The sequence below is a fragment of the Corynebacterium lowii genome (genome assembly GCF_001412085.1).
In the GTDB taxonomy this organism is placed as follows: Bacteria; Actinomycetota; Actinomycetes; order Mycobacteriales; family Mycobacteriaceae; genus Corynebacterium; species Corynebacterium lowii.
The window spans coordinates 320,494-339,373 of the sequence record NZ_LKEV01000001.1; the positions used below are offsets into that span (position 1 = coordinate 320,494).

The window sequence follows — 18,880 nt, forward strand, 5'->3', positions numbered from 1 at the left end:
TTCCGGTCCTTAATTTCCTCGAATAAATCTTGCCGTAAAAGGATGAGCCGTTTATGGTTCCCGATGGATCATGGCCGCCATTGGGGCTAAGGTTCGACCATGAAAGTACGTTGATGGAAAGGGATTGGGCATGAAATTCTCCCCCACTAAGTTTGGTTCCAGCCGTTTTGCCGCGCTGGTAACCTCCCTCGCGGTTGCGGCGATGCCCTTGGCTAATGCGGCCACCGCTCAGGCAGCGGGCACGGTATGGCAGGGCATGCCCATCCGTGGCGTCAATAATTCTCCCTGCACGGCCAGCATCGCCAACGACCATACGGCCTATACCGCCCTGCACTGTGGTGGCGGCCAGTGGAAGGTGGGCGATCAGATCAACTCCCGCACTGGAGGCAGCATTGGCACCATCGCCGCGCTGGGCTCCGACCTTCCCGCAGGCCAGCAGCTCGATGTGGTGAAGATTGACCTCGGCCCCGGTGTGAAGGTGAAGGGGAACGTGGGAGTGGGCGATTCCGCCGCGCTCAATAACGGCGATGCCGTGAAGGTTGCCGCCCCCGGCAACCGCAACACCGGTACGGTCACTAACAGCACCCCCACCCGCCTCACGCTCCGGGACGATCAGTACCCCTCGGACCTCATCTCGACCAGCGTGCAGACCTTCGGCGGCAACTCCGGTGGCGCGCTGCTGAACTCTAACGACGAGCTCGTGGGCGTTCTGGCGGGCGGCAATGCCAAGAACAAGTCCTACTTCACCCCGATCAACGTGATTTTGGAGCGCCTGGGCTAAACCCGCCTAGAGCACTCACCGCGCCCCTGCTTCCGGCACCCAAACGTGCCCGGTAGCAGGGGCGTTTTTCTTTATCGAGGGCTGCGGTCCCGGCTCTTCGTTACACTCGGCGGGGAGAACGAACTGACCGCGTAACTAAACAGGCATCACCAAGCTGAGGAGTTTTTATGTCCCACACCGTCACCGGAATTATCTCTGCGGCGCAGAATGCGCCGGTAGAAAGCGCGACGATCGTGATTCCCGACCCCGGCGCTCACGACGTCGTGGTGCGAGTACAGGCCTGCGGCGTGTGCCACACGGACATGGCCTACCGCGACGGTGATATTGAGGACGCCTACCCCTTCCTGCTGGGCCACGAGGCCGCCGGCATCGTCGAGGAGGTGGGCTCAGGCGTGACCCACGTGGAGGTGGGGGACTTTGTGGTGCTCAACTGGCGTGCCGTGTGTGGGGAGTGCCGCGCCTGCAAGCGCGGCGAGCCGCACTACTGCTTTGACACCTTTAACGCCTCCAAGAAGATGACCTTGGAGGATGGCACGGAACTCACCCCCGCCCTGGGCATTGGGGCTTTTGCGGAAAAGACCCTGGTGCACGAGCGCCAGTGCACCAAGGTGAACCCGGAGGCCGACCCCGCCGCCGCAGGCCTGCTGGGTTGCGGAATTATGGCGGGTGTGGGTGCCGCGGTGAACACCGGCCAGGTGAAGCGCGGAGAATCCGTGGCCGTCTTTGGCTGCGGCGGCGTGGGCGCGGCGGCCGTCGCGGGTGCTGCCCTCAACGACGCCACCACGGTTATCGCCGTGGACGTGGACGAGCGCAAACTCGAATGGGCGCGCAACCTCGGCGCCACCCACACCATTGCCTCCGCCGACATGGAGGAGCAAGAGGTGATCGACCGCGTGCGCGAGCTCACCGGGGGTTTCGGGGCTGACGTGACCATCGACGCCGTGGGCATCCCCGCCACCTTCCGCCAGGCCTTCTACTCCCGCGACCACGCCGGACGCATGGTGCTCGTGGGCGTACCCAACCTCACCTCCAAGATCGAACTTCCCGCCATTGACTTCTTCTCTCGCGGTGGTGCCCTCAAGCCCTCCTGGTATGGCGATTGCCTCCCCGAGCGCGATTTCCCCGCCTACGTGGACCTCCACCTGCAAGGCACGTTCCCGCTGGGCGATTTCGTCTCTGAGCGCATCGGGCTGGGCGACGTGGAAAAGGCCTTTGACACCATGAAGGCTGGCGAGGTGCTGCGCTCGGTGGTGGTGCTCTAATGGCGCACACCGACCTGCGCGTAGACCACGTGGTTACCTCCGGCATCTTCGCCCTCGACGGCGGCGAGTGGGAGGTGGATAACAACATCTGGCTCGTGGGCGACGAGAGCGAGGTATACATTATCGACGCCGCCCACAGCGCCGCCCCCATCATCGAGGCCGTGGGCGAGCGCACGGTGCGCGGAATCATCTGCACCCACGCCCACAACGACCACATCAACGTGGCCCCGGAGCTGGCGGAGCATTTCGACGCCCCGATACTCCTGCACCCCGGCGACCACATGCTGTGGGAAGAGACGCTGCCCCAGGTATCGCACCACGACCTCAGCGACGGCCAGGTATTCGAGGTGGCGGGCACCCAGATGAAGGTGCTCAACACCCCCGGTCACTCGCCGGGTTCTTGCTGCCTTTACCTCCCCGAGGCCGCCGAGCTCTTCTCCGGGGACACCCTCTTCCAGGGCGGGCCGGGGGCCACGGGGCGCAGTTATAGCTCCTTTGGCACCATCATTGATTCACTGAAAACCTCGCTGCTGGACCTCCCCGCAGAAACCACCGTGCGTACCGGGCACGGCGATCACACCACCATCGGGGCCGAGGCCCCGCACTTAGAGGAGTGGATTAAGCGGGGGTATTAGCGGCTTTTGATGAGCCACGTGAGGTGGTCGATACGTTCCCAGAGTTCGCGCTCTCGCGGGGAGAGAAGGTACTCGCGGGCGAGCTCGTTGACCTCCTCGATGGAGGCGCAAAGCGCAATGAGGGGTGGCGAGGTCACCCCTGCGCTGTCCTCTTAATCACCCACCACCACGTTATCTATCAGCCGCACGCTGCCCACGGTGGCGGCCACCAGGGCTAGCGCCGGGCTGGTCAGGGGGTGCCCTAACTCGGCCTCGCTTAACGGTTCGAGCGTGGCGGGATTGACCACCACTAGGTAATCCACCTCCACGCCGGGGGAGTGGGCGAGGTCGTTGCGCGCGCCGGGAAGATCAAGGGGCTGGCCCGCCGCCGCGCGGTCGCGCAGGCCAAAGAGGGTGCGAGAAAGGGCCAGGGCCTGTTCCTTTTCTGCCGCGCTCAGGCGCTGATTCCGGCTGGATTCCGCCAAGCCTTCCGGGGTGCGGGCGATGGGTACTTCCGCGATCTCTATATCGAAGTTCATGTCTCGCACGAGCCGGTGAATGATGGCCACCTGCTGTGCATCCTTGCGGCCAAAATAGGCGCGGGTGGGGGCGATGAGGTGGAAGAGTTTGGACACCACGGTGGCCACGCCATCGAAGTGGCCGGGGCGGCTGGCCCCCTCTAGGCGAGAACCCATCTCCCCGGTGCGCACCCAGATGAGGGGATCACCGTCCGGGTACATCTCCTCGCGGCTGGGCATGAAGGCGATGTCCACGCCGAGTTCTTCCAGCAGGCGCAGATCGGCTTCCGGCTGGCGAGGATAGAGTCGGTAGTCCTCGCAATCGCCGTTATTGGCGTATTGCAGGGGATTAACAAAGGCGCTCACCACCGTGACCTCGTTGTGCTCCACGGCCTGTTCGATGAGGCGGGCGTGGCCCTGGTGCAGGGCGCCCATCGTGGGCACCAAACCCAGGCTGGAAGAAGCACCCGAACCGCGATACTGAGCAAGCGCAGAGCGCAGTTCCGCGATGGTGTGGCACAGAATGGTCATGCTTTACTCCTCAAAGGATTCCGCCGCGGCGGGGAAGGCTCCGCCTTGAACGTCCTGGATATAGGCCTGGGTGGCGCGGTGTAGTTCCTCGCCTATGGTGGCATAGGAGCGCACAAAGCGCGGGGTCTTGCCCTGGGTGAGGCCAAAGGCGTCGGTCCACACGAGGATCTGGCCGTCCGTGCCCGCCCCGGCCCCGATACCGATGGTGGGCACTGTCAGTTCCGCGCTGATCTTTTCTGCTACCGCGGTGGGCACCATCTCTAGCACCATCGCGCACACGCCTGCCTGCTGGATCGCCAGGGCGTCGGCAAGCAAACGCTGGGCACCTTCGCCCCGGCCCTGTACCACGTAGCCGCCCAGGGCGTGCTCGGATTGTGGGGTGTAGCCCAGGTGCCCCATCACGGGTATGCCCGCCTGGGTGAGGGCGGCGATGGTGGGGGCAATCTCCGCGCCGCCCTCGATTTTCACGGCGGCCACTCCGCTTTCCTTCATAAAGCGCGTGGCGGTGGCGAGGGCCTGCTGGGGGCTGGCCTCGTAACTTCCAAAGGGAAGGTCGGCCACCACAAAGGCGTGCGGGGCGGCCCCGGCCACGGCGCGCGCCATAGAAAGCAGTTCTTCCACGGTGATGGGCAGGGTGGAGGAGTGGCCCAGCACCACGTTGGCGGCGGAATCGCCCACGAGGAGTACGTCTATCCCAGCGGTGTCAAAGATGGCGGCGGTGAGGGCATCGTAACTGGTGAGGGCGCTGATCTTCTGCCCTTTTTCCTTGGCGGCTATCAGGTGGCGGGTGCGCACGCGCCCCGTGGTGATCTGCGGCATGGTAGAGAGTGTAACCGATAGCCCTTCCGTGATGTGGGGTGCCGGGAGTCACAGTATGGGCGTACTATATTTTTCTATGGCTCACCAACAAACATCCTCGTATCTATGGCTGCGGGTAGCGCTGAGCATGTTCGTCGTGGCCTGGGGCGGCAATCAGTTCACCTCCATGATCGTGTTTTACCGCGGCGAAGGGGAGTTTGCGGACCTCTTTGTGGATTCCATGCTGGCGATCTACGCCCTGGGCGTGGCTACGGGACTGCTGGGGGCGGGCACTCTTTCCGATCACTGGGGCAGGCGCAAGGTCATGTTGCCCGCTCCCGCCCTGGCGATGCTCGGCTCCGTGCTCATCGCCTCCGGGGAGCACCAGGGAGCTCTTTTGGCCTCGGGGCGCTTCATCGCGGGCATCGCCCTGGGCATTGCGATGACGGCCGGGGGAAGTTGGCTCAAGGAACTCTCCATGCCACCCTACGAGCCGGACGCACGTGCCTCGGCGGGTGCCAAGAGGGCGTCGATGACGCTCACCACCGGCCTGGCGCTCGGCCCGGTGACGGCGGGAATCCTGGCCCAATGGGCCATCTACCCCGGCCAACTCATTTATGCGGTGCACATCGCCCTGACCCTCGCCGTGTATCCGCTGCTGCTTTCCGTGCCGGAGACGTACCGCAGCCGCAGCCCCCGCGGGCGTGGCCTGGGTTCCATGCTGAGCGACATCGCCGTACCCTCCTTACGTAGTAAGCGATTCCTCACCGTGGTGGTGCCGATGGCCCCCTGGGTTTTTGGCACCTCCTTTACCGCGCAGACCATCGTGACCTCGCGGCTCCAAGGCGGCCTCGAACACCCGGTGGCCTATACCGGGATGATCTCGCTCATCACGATGGGCTGTGGCTTTGCCATTCAGCAGATCGGCCCGCGCTTTGATACCGGCGGGCGCCGCGGCCCCGTGAGCGCCCTGGCCCTGGCGGCCCTGGGCATGGCCTGCGCCATGTTCACCGTCTGGCACCCGAGCATCTGGGGCGGCGTGCTCTGCGCCGTGGTGCTGGGACTGGCCTACGGCCTGGGAATGTTTATTGGCCTAGCGGAAACTCAGCGTATTGCCCTGCCGGAGGACCTGGGCGGATTGACGGGCATATATTACTGCTGCACGTATGTGGGAATGGTGTTCCCGGCTCTGCTCACGTTCCTGGGCAGCAGGTTTAGCTATCCGCAGATGCTCGGCTTTGGGCTCGTCATGGCGCTGGCCGGAATGGCACTTGCGGCGTGGGCGGCACGGCGGCGTCCGCTAGGGCAGCTAAGGTAGGTACCTATGCGCACACTTGTTACCGGCGGTGCCGGATTTATCGGTTCTAACCTCAGCGACGCCCTCCTCGAACAGGGGCACGATGTGGTGGTTCTCGATAATCTCTCCTCCGGTAGGCGCGATAACCTCCGCCAGGCGGAACAAACGGGCCGCCTCACCTTCGTAGAAGGCGATGTGCGCACCGTGGACATGGATGCCCTTCTCGCGGAGCACCAACCCGAGGTGATCTTTCACCTCGCCGCGCAGATCGACGTCCGCGCCTCCGTGGCCGATCCCGTGACCGATGCGCAGACCAATATCCTGGCCACCATCAGGCTTGCCGACGCCGCCCGCCGCAACGGCGTGCGCAAAATCGTGCACACCTCCTCGGGAGGCTCTATTTACGGCGAGCCGGCCACCTTCCCCGTGGGGGAAGATACCCCGGTGGACCCCCATTCGCCCTACGCGGCGTCGAAATTTGCCGGTGAGACCTACCTCAATACCTTCCGGCACCTCTACGGACTGGACTGCACCCACATCGCGCCCGCTAACGTGTACGGCCCGCGCCAAAATCCCCACGGGGAGGCCGGAGTGGTGGCGATCTTCTCCCAACGCCTGCTGGCCGGACAGGTAACCAAGGTCTTTGGGCGAGGCAGCAACACCCGTGATTACGTGTACGTGGGCGATGTAGTGCGCGCCTTTTGCCTGGCCGCCGGGGATAAGGGGGGTGGAATGCGCTTTAACATCGGTACCTCGGTGGAGACCTCGGACCGAAAGCTTCACTCCCTCGTGGCGCAGTCCGTGGGTGCCCCCGATGAACCCGAATACGCCCCCGCCCGCCTGGGTGATGTACCGCGTTCTGCGCTGAGCTATCGCCGCGCGCAGGAGGTCCTGGGCTGGGAACCCCAGGTGAGCCTGGATGAAGGCGTGCGCCGCACGGTGGAGTTCTTTCGGGGTGCGTAACCCCGCGCGGCGCATGATGCGCGCATAAGTGCGTGAACGCGTGAGCGCATAGAGAAAGCCCGCTTGCTGCCTTTTCCCATCGGGTTAGTGCAGCAAGCGGGCTTAAGGCGCTCCACAGAGTTCGTTCTATAGAGCGCCTGCGATTAGCCCTCGGAGTGGCCTTCTTCGCCCTCCTCGTGCTGTTCGCCGGAGTTCTGCTCTTCCTCGGCCTTGTGCTCTTCCTTGTGTTCCTCTTCGGCCTGGGTCTCCTGCGCGGCGCTCTCTTGCGGAGCGTTTTCCTGCGGTGTGGCAGGGGCGTCCGGCTGGCCGTTGTCTAGGGATTGCTCAATGGCCTTCTTCAAGGAGTCATAATCGTTGCCCGGCACCAGCACACCATTGACCACAAAGGTGGGGGTTCCGCTCACACCCAGGGTACCCGCGTAGGCCATCGCCTGAACGATGGTGCCCACGTATTTGCCGGATTCTACGTCCTGGCGGAACTTATCCAGATCGGGCACGCCCGCTTGCTCGGCCAACCCCACAAAGTCATCCAGCGTGTTACCGGGGTGTTCGTTTCCGTGGAAGGAGCCATACACGGCGTCCTTAAACTCCCAGAACTTCCCCTGCGCGGCGGCGGCGCGTCCCGCCTGAGCACCGATGGCGGAGTTTTCGCCCAGGATGGGAAAATCGTTCCATTCCAAGCGCACGCGGCCATCATTGACGTATTCATCAATGATCTTCGGCTCAACGTCGCGCTCATAGGTGGCGCAGACGGGGCACTCAAAATCGGAGAAGTACGAGATCACCACCTGTGCGTCCTCGGAACCAAGGGCAAAAGGGTCCTCGGGGTTTAGGCGATGTACTTCGGTGGGGGTACGCAGCGGACCGCTGGGGCCGCCAATATAGGAGGCGGCTTCCATTTGAGCCTTGGCGTGGCCCTGTTCCTTACCCACCAGGTAACCGCCCACGCCAGCGGCCAGGGCGATCACCGCCAAGCTGCCGATGGCTGCCACGGCCCACGTGGGAAGCGAGCTCTTACGTGGCGCGCTTGCCTTGGAGCTGGGTGCGGGGGCCACAGCGGCGGGAGCGGCGTGCTCTGCCGCCGCCGGTGCGGCCGCTGGTGCTGCTGCGGCAGGGGGCGTCGTCGGTTGCTCCGGAGGCGTGGTGGCAGCCTTGCGCGGCACCGGGGTGGGGCTGCTGATGGTCCGCTTGGGAGCAGGCTTGGCGGCTGCCGGGCGCTCTTGCTTTTCGACGCCCTCCGCACGCGGTGTGGCGGCGGGTGCCTGGGGTTCCCGAGGTGCTTTCGGTGCGGCGGCCGGAGCGGGCTCAGCGGTGGGCTCAACAGTGGGCGCAGGTTGAGGGCGCTTTGCCGAAACTTCCGAGTTAGCGCGTGGCGGCTCTTCCGCAGCCGGGGCGGGGGTTTCCTTGGCCTTGGCCGCTGGTTCAGGGCTTTGAGGCTCTTCCGGGGGCGCTACCTTCGGTTCCTTGGCCTCCTTCTTCTCCGTAGAGGGCGCGGGGGTTTCCTCGATGGCGTGGCGAGGTTTCGCTGTCGCCGAGGACTCGACCGATGGGGCTGGCTGCTCGCTGGGTTGTTGGAGCGGTGCTAAAGAGGGAGCGTCGGATTCCGTGACGGGGCGGGGCGCCTGAACGGGAGCGGACTGCTTTTTATCCGTCTTAGCTGCTTCTTCCGCGGGTTTTGGCTTGGACTCAGCAGCGGGCTCGGCAGCAGATTCGGCCGCAGGTTCGGCAGGGGCCTCGGCGGGAACCTCAGTAACCGGCTTGGAGGGAGCCTCAGTGGGAGCCTCGGCGGCGGGCTTTGCGGTTTGCGCAGCCTCCGTAGCCTTCGCGGCCTCTGCGCTATCTGTGACCTCCGCGGGTTTTGCTGTTTCTGCGCTCGGAGATTCTTCCGAGGCTTCCTTAGCGGATGATAATGGAGCCGCAGCCTCTTCCTGGGGCTTCTCAGCCTTGGATTCGGAAGAAGTAACGGCTGCTTCCTCGCTGCTAGTACGAGGGGATTCCTCGATCTGGGAGGCGGCTTCTGCTACGGGAGATTCAGCCTCCGCGGTAGCGGCGGGTTGGGCCTTGGGTGGCTCCTCAGCGGGAAGATCCTGCTGAGCGGATTCTGGTTGGGAATCCGCCTGCGCATTGGCCTTGTTGAGATCGTCGCTTTTATTCTCATCGGTCATGCGCACGAGTGTAACCGTTTAACTTGTGCGCTCGTCCTCCGGGCGGATGGCGTTTTGCAGGGCCACCGAGCGAGCTAGGCGGGAATAGCGCAATTCCAGTTCCCGGAAACGCACGTAGGTGGACATGGTGACGAACATAAAGGCCACCACGAGGCCATAAAGCAGCAGATCGGTGCCGCGATCCACGCCCACCCAATTGGCTATCACCGTGAGATCATCCGGCCGCAGCACCGCCCAGATACACACGGCAATAAAGAGAACAAAAAACAGCTTGACGTAGGCCTTGGCGCGGGCCTTGCGGCGGTTACTGATGAAGTACCACACGAGGCCAATGGTGGCCAGAAGCAAAATAATTTGAATCATGGCGGTCACGGCAGCCTCCTTGCAAGTAGCTCATCGGCCAGGATATTCACACCGTTGAACAGGGATTGTCCCTTGCTCATGGAGTATTCCGTGTACAGAATATCCACGGGTTGTTCCGCCACTCGCCAGTCCATCTCATCCATGAGGGAAACAAACTCGGAGGCGTGGGACATGCCGTTCATGCGCAGGTTCAGTTCCCCCGCCACCTTTTTATTAAAGGCGCGCAGTCCGTTGTGGGCGTCGGTAAGCCCCAGGCGGCGGGTGCTGGGGGAGAGCATCACTACGGTCTTGAGCACCACGCGCTTGATCCAGGGCACCTGATCGGTTTCCTTGCGGGGGCGGCCAAAGCGGGTGCCCACCACGATGTCGATGGGCTCGGTGCGCAGCCGCTCCACCATCACCAGCACGTCTTTGACCTGGTGCTGTCCGTCGGCGTCGAAGGTGACAAAGTATTGCGCGCCGGGTTGCTTGCGGGCGTACTCCACGCCGGTTTGAATCGCGGCACCCTGCCCCAGGTTCACGGGGTGGTTCACCAGGTGCGCCCCGGCCTGGTGGATGGCGTCGGCGGAGTTATCTGCGGAGCCATCGTTAACGGCCACGATGTTGGGGAAGGTCTCGCGGGCCTGGCTGATGACGTCACCGATGACGGTGCCCTCGTTAAAGCAAGGGATAATCAACCACGTATCTTCATTCATGATGTCCCACATACTAATCTTTCTTGGGCTTTCTGTGGAATAACCGGGCGTAGGCGCGCCGCAAAAGATCCTGGGGCAGCAGGCGGTAGGTGGTGCGGGCCGCGAGATTAAACCAGGAGCGCGGCTTGCTGATGAGCCCATAAGAAACGAGGTGGCGCTGCATCTGCCGCTCGGCGGCGAACATCTCCGAGCCGGTACGCCGCGCGAACTGGGCGTCGGAAACGCGGAAGTACGTCAGGGGCTCCGGAAGGTTATGGAAGCGCGCCCCGGTGGCCAGGGCGCGGGCGTAGAGGTCGTAATCCTCCATGAAGTGCACGTGCCGGTACCCCCCGGCCGTGTGCAGAGCCGCCGCGCGCATCATCACGGAGGGGTTATTAATAGGCGAGTTCATCTTGGCGTAGCGCGCGATCTCGTGGTGTTGCTCGGGGAGGCGTCGAATAGCGGTAACCTCTTCGGGCGAGCGCTCAAACTCCGCGAGCGCGGTGCCCAGAATGTCGATCTCCGGGTGCTGCGTCAGGAAGGCGCATTGGCGCTCGAAGCGCTCCGGGGCGGCGATGTCATCGGAATCGAGGCGGGCAATGAGTTCATCGCCCTCCATGCGCTCCAGGCCTGCGGCGGAGGCGAGGCCGGAGCCCATGTTGTGCGGCAGCCGCAGTACCTCGGCGTGGGGGTGCTGGGCCGTGAAGGCGTCGATAAGCGCGTGGACCTGTGCGGACACAGGGCCGTCCTCCACGAGCACGATGTGATCGGCCTGGCGGGTCTGGGCGGCGAGGGAATCAAGACATTCGGCCAGGTGGGCTGGCTGGGAGCCGTGATACACAGTGATGAGAACCCCGAGCGTAGACATAGTTCACCATGTTAGCGCCGGTGCTGGCCTGCGCGCTGGGTGGCCTCGGTTCCCCGTGGAGCGCGCAGCGCGCTCAGGTGAATCACCGTGCCGACGAGGGGGCCGATGATGAGCGCGGCCGGAACGGTGGTCAGGGGGTCCGTGCCCCACCACAGTATTGCGCCCACCGTGACGGAGGCCCCCACCCAGCCCAGCACGTACAGGCGGTGGCGTTCCGCCGCAATGCTGGCTGCGCCGGTAATCATCAACACGCCGGTGCAGGCGGAGGCAAAGGTGAGCGCGGCCAGCAGCGGGCCGGGCACGGCGTAGGCGGGGTCGTTATCCCACCCCACGCGCAGCAGCCACGGGCCGATGAGCCAGGCGAGCACCGCCCCGAAGGCCCCAACTCCCAGCACCGCGGCGGCGGGGGCGAGCACCGCCTGCCGCATTCGCTCGCGGTGCCGCACGAAGTACACGATCAACGCCGATTGGAAGCGCTGAAGCGGAACCAGGATGGGGGCGCGGGTAAAAGAAACCGCGATCATGATTCCAGAAAGGGCCACGCCCGCCCTGGCCTCCGGCTCCTCCAGGGTGGCGCTGATGAGGGGAGCGATACCCGAAATGATCGCCGCTGAAGCCCCCGTAGCCAGCATCGCGGAGCCAGCGCGGCGAGCGAAGGTGCGCAGAGAAACGGGAAGGGGAGTACGCAGGTGCTCGCGGGCGCCGCGATTGCTCAACACAATGATTGCCCAACTCAGCGTGCCCACCACCGTGAGGAGGAGGAAGGGCAGCAGATCCCAGCCAAAAAGAAAGGCAAGCGCGGCGAGGAGGAAGCGAATACCGGAATCGAGCGCAATAAGCCAGGCATACTGAGGCCATTGCTCCCACCCGGAGAGCACGCCGGAGAGCACGGCCTGGAAGGCATACAGGCATAGTCCCAGCGCGAGGAGGCCGCTGCCGGCCATCTGATAATCGGTGAGGATGCGTGGCATCCACCAGGACTCCGTGAGCAGGCTCAACGCCGCCACCGTGAGGCCCACGAGGAGGCCGAAGTGCCAGTGCGCGAGGGTGGGTTTTTGCTTATCTTGCTTATCGACGCCCCCGTGGTCCGGGTGGGCGGGTACCTTCTGCGTGGTTTCCCTCTGCATGGAGACCGTGCGGGTGGTTTCCTGCATGATGCCGTCGAGGATGCCGGTGCAAGCGAAAAACAGCCCCCAATAAGCCTGAAAAGACTTGGCGGTCTCCGCGTCCAAAGTCTTGGTGGCGATGATGATGACGAGGAAGCCAGAAAGGGCCGCAAAAACCGTGGCTATACTGAGGAATCTCAACGGTACGCTCCTGGCCCTAGCGCGGTTCTAGGGAGAGGTGGTATGGAAGGTAACATCGTTGAGCATCATACGCGCGGAGAGAAATTTCCCGGAGTGGGTTCGCTCCACTTGCGCGGCACCAGATGTCTGCTAACTTATAGAGCATATTCTTTTGCGAGTGACCACAGGGGACTGGGGTCATGGGAGATTGAGTACTGAAGCCCGGTTGCGTTGAGGCGCGGCCGCAACGAGACGAAAGTGAACACGAGCATGAAGAATACGAAAAAGCTTACTGCTGGTTTCGCCGCTGGCCTTTGCGCTCTGGCGATGGGTGTGGCGCCTGCACAGGCATCCACCGTGCTGACCTACGAGGAGCATTCCAACACCTTCGTGAGCCGCTACGTTATGATGGTTCCCACTGAGATCGTGGTTTCCGTCGCTGAGGTTTTCGCTGATGGTTCCTCCGCGCCGGTGGCTCCCGAGGCTGAGGAAGCTGCTGCCGACGTCCTCCCCGCTGCTGAGGAGGCTTCTGCTGGTGTTTCCGTGGCTGACCTGAGCGAGGGCGACACCTTCGCCAGCCAGATGGTTGAGCTGGCCGGTGCCACCATTGACAAGGCCACCAGCAGCAAGGGCCGCGGTGGTGTGGTTAACGCCGTGACCTCCTACTCCAACGGCACCGTCTTGAGCTTCACTAAGGAAGCTGGCGCCGATCAGTACACCCTGGTAGGCATCGAGCAGGGTTAAAATCCAACAGAGAAGGGGCGCGGGAGACCGTGCCCCTTTTTTGCTGCCCGCCACCCTATGAACCTGAAAGATTCATGCTGGTACCTCCGTACATGGTTGCACGGTGGTGAGGGCTCCACGATAATGGCTATCTGGATTATGGCCTGACTTCAAGGGAATGAAGAATTAATGAGCAATACGAATAATGTGCCCTCCTCCCGCTCTCCGCAGGAATCGGGAGGGAGTACGCAAAAGAAGAACTGGCCCGCAGTGCTGATCGGCATTGTGATTTTTGTGGTCATCGTGATTGCCGCGGTGTGGGCCTTGGTTTTTGCCGGGAATAATGACGATTCCGATACCGCCGCGGAATCCTCCACGAGCACCAGCGCGTACATCGATGATTCCGGCGAGCAGGAACACGAGATGGAGGCCGCGCCGGGTGAATCCGATGACGTCTCCGCCATGCAGATCACCGTGGGTGATGAGGGCAGTGCCGAGATAGACGCGGTTCAGGTGACCGAAACTGAGAATGGCGAGTATAGCCTCGTGCCCCCGCAGGATGTTCAGCGCCTGGGCTGGTACTCCGCCTCCGCCGTGCCGGGCGCCAAGGGTAACGTGGGTTCCTCCGTGATTACCGGCCATGTCAACTTTGCCGGGCAGGGTGAGGGCTATGCCGCGAAGTTCACCCACCTCAAGAAGGACGAGACCTTCACTATCACCGTCAACGGTGAGGATCGGGAGTTCCGCGTCACCGAGGCTCCCTACCACGTGACCAAGGGTGCCGATTTCCCCGATGTTATTGACGACCAGGACGGGGAAAACCGCGTGGTTCTGGTGACCTGCGGCGGTGACTTCGTGGGCGGCCAGTTGGGCTACGCCGATAACATCATTACGGTGGCAGAGCCGGTCTAAACGGCCATATAGAAGAAGGCCCCGCCGTTCCCCTTCCGGATAGGAGGAGGGAGGCGGGGCCTTAGTCGTTGGCTGCTGCCCCCGGTGAGGGGCGTCGCTTAGCAGCGGCCTGTTTTAGACGCCCAAGCCGCGGGCGATGGTGGGCCAGGAGGCGCGCAGATCCTGCTGCCAGTAGCCCCAGGAGTGGGTTCCGGTGTTGTGGAAGTTGAAGTCCGCCGGAATGCCCAGGGAGTCCATCTTGGCCTTGAGATTATGCGTGCACATGTTGGTGCCGCCCTCGATGATTCCGCCGAGGCCGATGGTCTGAGCCATAGCCCATGCCGTCTGGACATCACCATAATCCTTGAAACGCGGGCCGTTGGGCATGTCATTTTCCCCGGCAGTGCCGGAGCCATTGGACACGTACACCTGGGTACCTGCCAATTTATCGGCGTTAATCAGGGCATCGTTGTAGAGGTTGACCTCGCCGCCTCGTTCACCCCACATCTTTTCAAAGGAGATGTCGTTGATTCGGCTGTGGTTCAACGTGAGGGCAATGGAGGCGTATCCCAGGGGGGTGGAGCTTTCCGCGCAGCCGGAGAAGGAGCCCACAGCGTCGTAAAAGCCCTGGTTGTGCTGAGCGAGCAGCAGGGAAGAGGTGGCGGACATGGACATGCCGGCGATGGCGCGGTTGTTATTGGCCTGAAGGTAGCCTTCCACGGCTCCGGGGAGTTCCTTGGTGAGGAAGGTCTCCCACTTTTGTGGCCCGCCCAAGGGCTGCGCATCTTCGATCCAGTCGGTGTAGTAAGAGAACTTCCCGGACATGGGGATTACTACGTTGATGCCCCTAGAGAGGTAGAAATCTATGACATCGGTCTGCTGAATCCAGTTAGCGCTTCCTTCGCCGCCGTCGCCGCCATTGAGAAGATAGAGGGTGGGAGCATCCGGGCGATCGGCCTTGATGAGCGCCAGGGGAACGTGGCGATTCATGGCGGGGGAGAAGGCGGTGGCCTCTTCCACGCGATCACCGTGTTCGCGGACAATCCTGCGCCAGGCGGGGGAGCCTTCGGGGGCGGGGCCGGGCACCGGAGTGATGGTGGCTAGCGGAGTATCGCCCGCTACCTGCTGAGCGTTGACCTCGGCAGCGGAGGCGGGGGCAGCCAGCGTAAGCGCGGCTGCCGTGACGGCCGTGGCAGCCAGCGGCGCGGCCAGGGCGGTTTTGAGGAACTTCATGCTTAACCCTTGATCGGAAGTGGGCGGGGTGAATGGGGCTGGGAACGGCCAAAACCCTGGCGGGCAGGCCGCCAGGGTTTCTATTCAAGCCATGATGGCATGATAGCCGCAGATTAGACGGACTGCGGGATGTCGGGGAGGTTCAGCTCGCCATCCAGGTTCAGATCCAGCAGATCGGAGAGGTCCAGATCCAGGATGTCGGAAGAACCGTTATCGCCATTGGAGAGCTCGCTCACGTCGGCAAGGTCAGAGGAGCCGTTGTCGCCGGAGGACAGCTCGGAGAAGTCACCGAGGAAGTCGGTGGAGAGCTGGTTATCGCCGGAGGAGAGCTCAGAGAAGTCACCGAGGAAGTCGGTGGAACCCTGGTTGTCGCCCGAGGACAACTCGCTCAGGAAGTTCGAGGAGCCGTTGTCGCCGGAGGACAGCTCGGAGAAGTCACCGAGGAAGTCGGTGGAGAGCTGGTTGTCACCAGAGGAGAGCTCGGAGAGGTCCACGTCACCGAAGAGATCGGTGGAGAACTGGTTGTCGCCCGAGGAAAGCTCGCTCAGGAAGTCGGAAGAACCGAACTGGTTGTCACCGGAGGAAAGCTCGGAGAGATCCAGGTCACCGAAGAAATCGGAGGAGAACTCGCCCTGGTTGTCGCCGGAGGAAAGCTCGCTCAGGAAGTCAGAGGAGCCGTTGTCGCCGGAGGACAGCTCGGAGGGGGAGAAGTCACCGAAGGTGGAGCCCAGGTCGCCCACCTGAATGTTCTCGGGCATGGTCACGTTCAAGTCCGGCAGGCCGGGGAAGCTGATGTTCGGGAGCTCCGGGAACTGGATACCACCAGTGCGCAGCTGAACCAAGAGGTCGCCGATGGGGCCGTCAACGAACTCTTTGATTTGAAGCAGGAAATCCATAGTGTGCAAGTACTCCTTGGTAGCCCTGAGATGGAACGGATAGGTGAAGAGTAACAAGGGCGGAAAGATCACGCAATGGTAACGAGGATAGATACTCAAATGTCTTTCTTGTTATTAGCCGATTTAGCGATCTACTTAAGTACCTCTCATCCCCCTTTTATGCGTGCCCAGGTAGGTATGCGGCGGGATTTGGCCGCACGGCATGGTGGTTTGAACCACATTTTTACTGATTTATGTCGTATTTTTCCTGTGTGGTGTGGGGAATGCGATATGCCCCCGTTGGGGAGTGCAGGTATCCTGAGTGAAATTTCGCAACCCGTAGAAAGGCAGTCATGAATCCCCTGGAAAACCTCACCCTTGCCATCTCTGACGCTCTTGGGCAGGCCGCTCATCTTGGTTCTTCGGAACTATCGGAGTTGTCCTTGGCCCTTCACCTCTTCTAGATAGGAGATGCCGTCCGGGACAAAGGCCACACTCTTCCGTATCCTGAACATCATGAGCGAACATTTTGATGTAGTAGTCCTTGGTGCGGGTCCCGGCGGATACGTGGCCGCCATTCGCGCCGCTCAACTGGGTAAAAAGGTGGCCGTGGTGGAGAAGCAGTACTGGGGTGGGGTGTGCCTCAACGTGGGCTGCATCCCCTCTAAGTCGCTGTTGAAGAACGCCGAGGTCGCTCACACCTTTAATAAGGAAGCCAAGACCTTCGGCATCTCCGGCGAGGTGAGCTTTGACTTTGGTGTGGCGCACCAGCGCTCCCGCAAGGTCTCCGCCGGAATCGTCAAGGGCGTGCATTACTTGATGAAGAAGAACTCCATCACGGAGATTAACGGCCTGGGTTCCTTCAAGGACGCCTCTACCATTGAAATCGTGGAGGGCGATGACGCGGGCAAGACCGTAACCTTCGATGACGTCATCATCGCTACGGGTTCCGTGGTGCGCACCCTGCCGGGCGTGGAACTCTCCAAGAACGTCGTTTCCTTCGAGGAGCAGATCCTCAACGAGGAACTGCCGGAGAAGATGGTTGTGGTCGGTGGCGGCGCCATCGGCATGGAGTTCGCGTACGTGCTGGCCAACTATGGTGTGGACATCACCATCGTGGAGTTCATGGATCGAGTGCTCCCCAACGAGGAGCCGGAGGTATCCAAGGAGATCGCTAAGCAGTACAAGAAGCTGGGCGTGAAGCTCCTCACCGGCTACAAGACCACCGCCGTGCGCGATAACGGCACCTCCGTGGAGGTGGACGTGGAATCCAAGGACGGTTCCAAGTCCGATACCCTCACCGTGGATCGCGTGCTGGTTTCCGTGGGCTTCGCCCCGCGCACCGAGGGCTACGGCCTGGAGAACACCGGCGTGAAGCTCACCGAGCGCGGTGCCATTGCTATCGACGATCGCATGCGCACCAACGTGGAGCACATCTACGCCATTGGTGACGTGACCGCGAAGTTGCAGCTGGCGCACGTCGCTGAGGCTCAGGGTGTGGTGGCCGCCGAGACCATCGCCGGGGCGGAAACCGAGGAGCTGGGCGATTACATGATGATGCCGCGCGCTACCTTCTGTAATCCCCAGGTGGCTTCCTTTGGCTATACCGAGGCTGCGGCTAAGGAGAAGTGGCCGGATCGAGAGATCAAGACTGCCGTGTTCCCCTTTAGTGCCAACGGTAAGGCTGCGGGCCTGGCGGAGACCGCGGGCTTTGCCAAGATCGTGGCGGATGCCGAGTACGGAGAACTCCTCGGCGGGCACATGGTGGGCGCCAATGTTTCCGAAATGCTGGCGGAACTCACCCTGGCGCAGCGCTTTGATCTTACGGCCACGGAGATTGGCCGCAACGTGCACATTCACCCCACGATGTCCGAGGCACTTAAGGAGGCCGCGGAAGGTATTGAGGGGCACATGATTAATCTGTGATTGATTGATCTTTGATGAGGGGCCGCCCGTTGGGTGGCCCCTCATTTCTATGGAGTGACCAGCACCGACGAAAGTTTGACACATTCCGGGGCTAGGTACCCCCGCGATCGTCGATAAGTGAGGAAACTCACCTTTCGCTCTTGCGATGGTGATTTGGGCAAAGTCTGCGCACCTCGGGGCCGATAAGGTAATCCTCATGTGGCGCGGGTTAGAGGTAACCCTCACCTAAGAAAAGGTGGAATGTGCCACAAAAACGCCTTGATGGTGGCTTGGAACCTGTTTTTGGACTGTGAGTTTTGCCCTCCACGCACTTATGGTTGAGGCGACATTGGAGGTGCCATGACTGTAAAAAATCCAGACCGTGAGGCAGTCCGTCACGGCAAAATCACCGAAGAACCGCTCCGCTCTGCCCCGAAGATTCCCTCGTGGGCGCTGAAGTTGGGCATGGCCATCACCGGCCTGATTTTTGGCGGCTTTGTGCTCGTGCACATGGTGGGCAACTTGAAGATTTTTATGCCCATGCACGGCGACGCCTACGCCATTGATGAATACGGCGAGTTCCTGCGCACGATGGGCGAGCCGATCTTCCCGCGCGAGTCGATCCTGTGGATCTTCCGCATCGTGCTTCTGGCGGCTCTGATTATCCACATCTACGGCGCGGTCACCCTGCACTCCCGCTCCCGGCAGTCCCGCGGCAAGTTCCGCCGCACCAACCTGCTCGGCGGGTTGGATTCCTTTAGCACCCGCACCATGCTGGTTACCGGCATCGTGCTGCTGCTCTTCATCATCTTCCACATCCTCGACCTCACCCTGGGTGTGGCTCCGGCGGCCAGCGATGTCTTTGAACACGGCGCGGTGCACGCGAACATGATCGCCAGCTTTAGCCGCTGGCCCGTGGCGATCTTCTACATCCTGAGCATGGTGATCCTCTTCCTCCACCTTTCCCACGGGATCTGGCTGGCGGTAAGCGACCTCGGCATCACCGGCAAGCGCACCCGCTCGATCCTGCTCGCGGTGGCGTACCTGGTTCCGGCGCTGGTCATGCTGGGCAACATCATCATGCCGCTTTCCATTGCCGCCGGCTGGGTGAGCTAGGACGACTGAGAAGGGTT

General features: G+C 62.4%; 19 protein-coding genes. 9 read left to right on the forward strand and 10 right to left on the reverse strand.

The genetic code is table 11. From position 1 onward, the window contains the following. Window positions 1–130: 130 nt before the first annotated feature. The 3 genes from Clow_RS01485 (at window position 131) to Clow_RS01495 (ending at window position 2,678) form a co-directional block, all read left to right on the forward strand. The gene (locus tag Clow_RS01485) at window positions 131–781 is read left to right on the forward strand and encodes a trypsin-like serine protease (RefSeq protein ID WP_055175277.1); all 651 of its coding nucleotides are present in this window, start codon (window positions 131–133) and stop codon (window positions 779–781) included. Between the two features lie 167 nt (window positions 782–948). Next, the gene (locus tag Clow_RS01490) at window positions 949–2,043 is read left to right on the forward strand and encodes an S-(hydroxymethyl)mycothiol dehydrogenase (RefSeq protein ID WP_055175278.1); all 1,095 of its coding nucleotides are present in this window, start codon (window positions 949–951) and stop codon (window positions 2,041–2,043) included. Continuing rightward, the gene (locus Clow_RS01495; RefSeq protein ID WP_055175282.1) at window positions 2,043–2,678 is read left to right on the forward strand and encodes an MBL fold metallo-hydrolase; all 636 of its coding nucleotides are present in this window, start codon (window positions 2,043–2,045) and stop codon (window positions 2,676–2,678) included. The genes Clow_RS01490 and Clow_RS01495 overlap by 1 nt, the downstream gene beginning before the upstream one ends. On the opposite strand, the gene Clow_RS11615 is transcribed toward Clow_RS01495, so the two are convergent. The 3 genes from Clow_RS11615 to panB are packed head-to-tail and all read right to left on the reverse strand — an operon-like array spanning window position 2,675 to window position 4,525. After that, complete coding sequence (locus Clow_RS11615) at window positions 2,675–2,815, reverse strand: hypothetical protein (RefSeq protein WP_156334528.1); 141 nt, start codon at window positions 2,813–2,815, stop codon at window positions 2,675–2,677. The genes Clow_RS01495 and Clow_RS11615 overlap by 4 nt on opposite strands. A gap of 15 nt (window positions 2,816–2,830) precedes the next feature. Beyond that, complete coding sequence (panC, locus tag Clow_RS01500) at window positions 2,831–3,706, reverse strand: pantoate--beta-alanine ligase (RefSeq protein ID WP_055175285.1); 876 nt, start codon at window positions 3,704–3,706, stop codon at window positions 2,831–2,833. 3 nt (window positions 3,707–3,709) lie between these two features. Next, entirely contained in the window at window positions 3,710–4,525 is an 816-nt protein-coding gene (panB, locus tag Clow_RS01505; protein ID WP_055175287.1) for a 3-methyl-2-oxobutanoate hydroxymethyltransferase, read from the reverse strand. A 76-nt stretch (window positions 4,526–4,601) separates the two neighbouring features. Here panB and Clow_RS01510 point away from each other — a divergent pair, with 76 nt between their 5' ends. Together Clow_RS01510 and Clow_RS01515 are read left to right on the forward strand one after the other, a co-directional pair. Then, window positions 4,602–5,822, forward strand: coding sequence for an MFS transporter (locus tag Clow_RS01510; protein ID WP_245625660.1), 1,221 nt, complete (start codon window positions 4,602–4,604; stop codon window positions 5,820–5,822). A gap of 6 nt (window positions 5,823–5,828) precedes the next feature. After that, window positions 5,829–6,764 (forward strand): NAD-dependent epimerase/dehydratase family protein, encoded by a 936-nt coding sequence (locus tag Clow_RS01515; protein WP_055175294.1) that lies wholly within the window; start codon window positions 5,829–5,831, stop codon window positions 6,762–6,764. A 143-nt stretch (window positions 6,765–6,907) separates the two neighbouring features. Here the strand turns inward: Clow_RS01515 and Clow_RS01520 are convergent, their stop codons facing one another. From Clow_RS01520 to Clow_RS01540, 5 genes are read right to left on the reverse strand one after another with little or no spacing between them, the layout of a single operon-like run. Then, window positions 6,908–8,929 (reverse strand): thioredoxin domain-containing protein, encoded by a 2,022-nt coding sequence (locus Clow_RS01520; RefSeq protein ID WP_055175297.1) that lies wholly within the window; start codon window positions 8,927–8,929, stop codon window positions 6,908–6,910. Between the two features lie 18 nt (window positions 8,930–8,947). Then, on the reverse strand, window positions 8,948–9,292 hold the full coding sequence (locus Clow_RS01525; protein WP_055176241.1) for a DUF2304 domain-containing protein: 345 nt from the start codon (window positions 9,290–9,292) through the stop codon (window positions 8,948–8,950). A gap of 5 nt (window positions 9,293–9,297) precedes the next feature. Continuing rightward, complete coding sequence (locus Clow_RS01530; protein ID WP_307303171.1) at window positions 9,298–9,987, reverse strand: glycosyltransferase family 2 protein; 690 nt, start codon at window positions 9,985–9,987, stop codon at window positions 9,298–9,300. 13 nt (window positions 9,988–10,000) lie between these two features. Next, a complete protein-coding gene (locus Clow_RS01535; RefSeq protein WP_055175299.1) occupies window positions 10,001–10,834 on the reverse strand; it encodes a glycosyltransferase in 834 nt (277 codons plus the stop codon). Between the two features lie 11 nt (window positions 10,835–10,845). Beyond that, entirely contained in the window at window positions 10,846–12,141 is a 1,296-nt protein-coding gene (locus Clow_RS01540; RefSeq protein ID WP_055175301.1) for a polysaccharide biosynthesis protein, read from the reverse strand. A gap of 249 nt (window positions 12,142–12,390) precedes the next feature. On the opposite strand from Clow_RS01540, the gene Clow_RS01545 reads away from it, so the two are divergent. Further along, window positions 12,391–12,864 carry a hypothetical protein gene (locus Clow_RS01545; RefSeq protein ID WP_055175304.1) on the forward strand — a complete coding sequence of 158 codons (474 nt, stop codon included), beginning with the start codon at window positions 12,391–12,393 and terminating at the stop codon, window positions 12,862–12,864. 168 nt (window positions 12,865–13,032) lie between these two features. Further along, window positions 13,033–13,755, forward strand: a complete 723-nt coding sequence (locus Clow_RS01550; protein ID WP_055175307.1) for a class F sortase — start codon at window positions 13,033–13,035, stop codon at window positions 13,753–13,755. 114 nt (window positions 13,756–13,869) lie between these two features. Here Clow_RS01550 and Clow_RS01555 read toward each other — a convergent pair whose 3' ends face one another. Both Clow_RS01555 and Clow_RS01560 read right to left on the reverse strand, forming a co-directional pair. Then, entirely contained in the window at window positions 13,870–14,967 is a 1,098-nt protein-coding gene (locus Clow_RS01555; RefSeq protein WP_055175310.1) for an alpha/beta hydrolase, read from the reverse strand. 113 nt (window positions 14,968–15,080) lie between these two features. After that, window positions 15,081–15,863, reverse strand: a complete 783-nt coding sequence (locus Clow_RS01560) for a hypothetical protein (protein WP_055175314.1) — start codon at window positions 15,861–15,863, stop codon at window positions 15,081–15,083. 495 nt (window positions 15,864–16,358) lie between these two features. Here Clow_RS01560 and lpdA point away from each other — a divergent pair, with 495 nt between their 5' ends. Then, window positions 16,359–17,768: a dihydrolipoyl dehydrogenase gene (lpdA, locus tag Clow_RS01565; protein WP_055176247.1), complete on the forward strand. Its 1,410-nt coding sequence runs from the start codon at window positions 16,359–16,361 to the stop codon at window positions 17,766–17,768. Window positions 17,769–18,107: 339 nt separating this feature from the next. Then, window positions 18,108–18,863, forward strand: coding sequence for a succinate dehydrogenase cytochrome b subunit (locus Clow_RS01570; RefSeq protein WP_055175317.1), 756 nt, complete (start codon window positions 18,108–18,110; stop codon window positions 18,861–18,863). Window positions 18,864–18,880: the final 17 nt, after the last annotated feature.

What these genes read in the sequence shown, in the direction of transcription:
- Clow_RS01485 (WP_055175277.1), top strand. Translation starts at nt 131, where the DNA reads ATGAAATTCTCCCCCACTAAGTTTGGTTCCAGCCGTTTTGCCGCGCTG.
- Clow_RS01490 (WP_055175278.1), top strand. Translation starts at nt 949, where the DNA reads ATGTCCCACACCGTCACCGGAATTATCTCTGCGGCGCAGAATGCGCCG.
- Clow_RS01495 (WP_055175282.1), top strand. Translation starts at nt 2,043, where the DNA reads ATGGCGCACACCGACCTGCGCGTAGACCACGTGGTTACCTCCGGCATC.
- panC (WP_055175285.1), bottom strand. Translation starts at nt 3,706, where the DNA reads ATGACCATTCTGTGCCACACCATCGCGGAACTGCGCTCTGCGCTTGCT.
- panB (WP_055175287.1), bottom strand. Translation starts at nt 4,525, where the DNA reads ATGCCGCAGATCACCACGGGGCGCGTGCGCACCCGCCACCTGATAGCC.
- Clow_RS01510 (WP_245625660.1), top strand. Translation starts at nt 4,602, where the DNA reads ATGGCTCACCAACAAACATCCTCGTATCTATGGCTGCGGGTAGCGCTG.
- Clow_RS01515 (WP_055175294.1), top strand. Translation starts at nt 5,829, where the DNA reads ATGCGCACACTTGTTACCGGCGGTGCCGGATTTATCGGTTCTAACCTC.
- Clow_RS01520 (WP_055175297.1), bottom strand. Translation starts at nt 8,929, where the DNA reads ATGACCGATGAGAATAAAAGCGACGATCTCAACAAGGCCAATGCGCAG.
- Clow_RS01525 (WP_055176241.1), bottom strand. Translation starts at nt 9,292, where the DNA reads ATGATTCAAATTATTTTGCTTCTGGCCACCATTGGCCTCGTGTGGTAC.
- Clow_RS01530 (WP_307303171.1), bottom strand. Translation starts at nt 9,987, where the DNA reads ATGAATGAAGATACGTGGTTGATTATCCCTTGCTTTAACGAGGGCACC.
- Clow_RS01535 (WP_055175299.1), bottom strand. Translation starts at nt 10,834, where the DNA reads ATGTCTACGCTCGGGGTTCTCATCACTGTGTATCACGGCTCCCAGCCA.
- Clow_RS01545 (WP_055175304.1), top strand. Translation starts at nt 12,391, where the DNA reads ATGAAGAATACGAAAAAGCTTACTGCTGGTTTCGCCGCTGGCCTTTGC.
- Clow_RS01550 (WP_055175307.1), top strand. Translation starts at nt 13,033, where the DNA reads ATGAGCAATACGAATAATGTGCCCTCCTCCCGCTCTCCGCAGGAATCG.
- Clow_RS01555 (WP_055175310.1), bottom strand. Translation starts at nt 14,967, where the DNA reads ATGAAGTTCCTCAAAACCGCCCTGGCCGCGCCGCTGGCTGCCACGGCC.
- Clow_RS01560 (WP_055175314.1), bottom strand. Translation starts at nt 15,863, where the DNA reads ATGGATTTCCTGCTTCAAATCAAAGAGTTCGTTGACGGCCCCATCGGC.
- lpdA (WP_055176247.1), top strand. Translation starts at nt 16,359, where the DNA reads ATGAGCGAACATTTTGATGTAGTAGTCCTTGGTGCGGGTCCCGGCGGA.
- Clow_RS01570 (WP_055175317.1), top strand. Translation starts at nt 18,108, where the DNA reads ATGACTGTAAAAAATCCAGACCGTGAGGCAGTCCGTCACGGCAAAATC.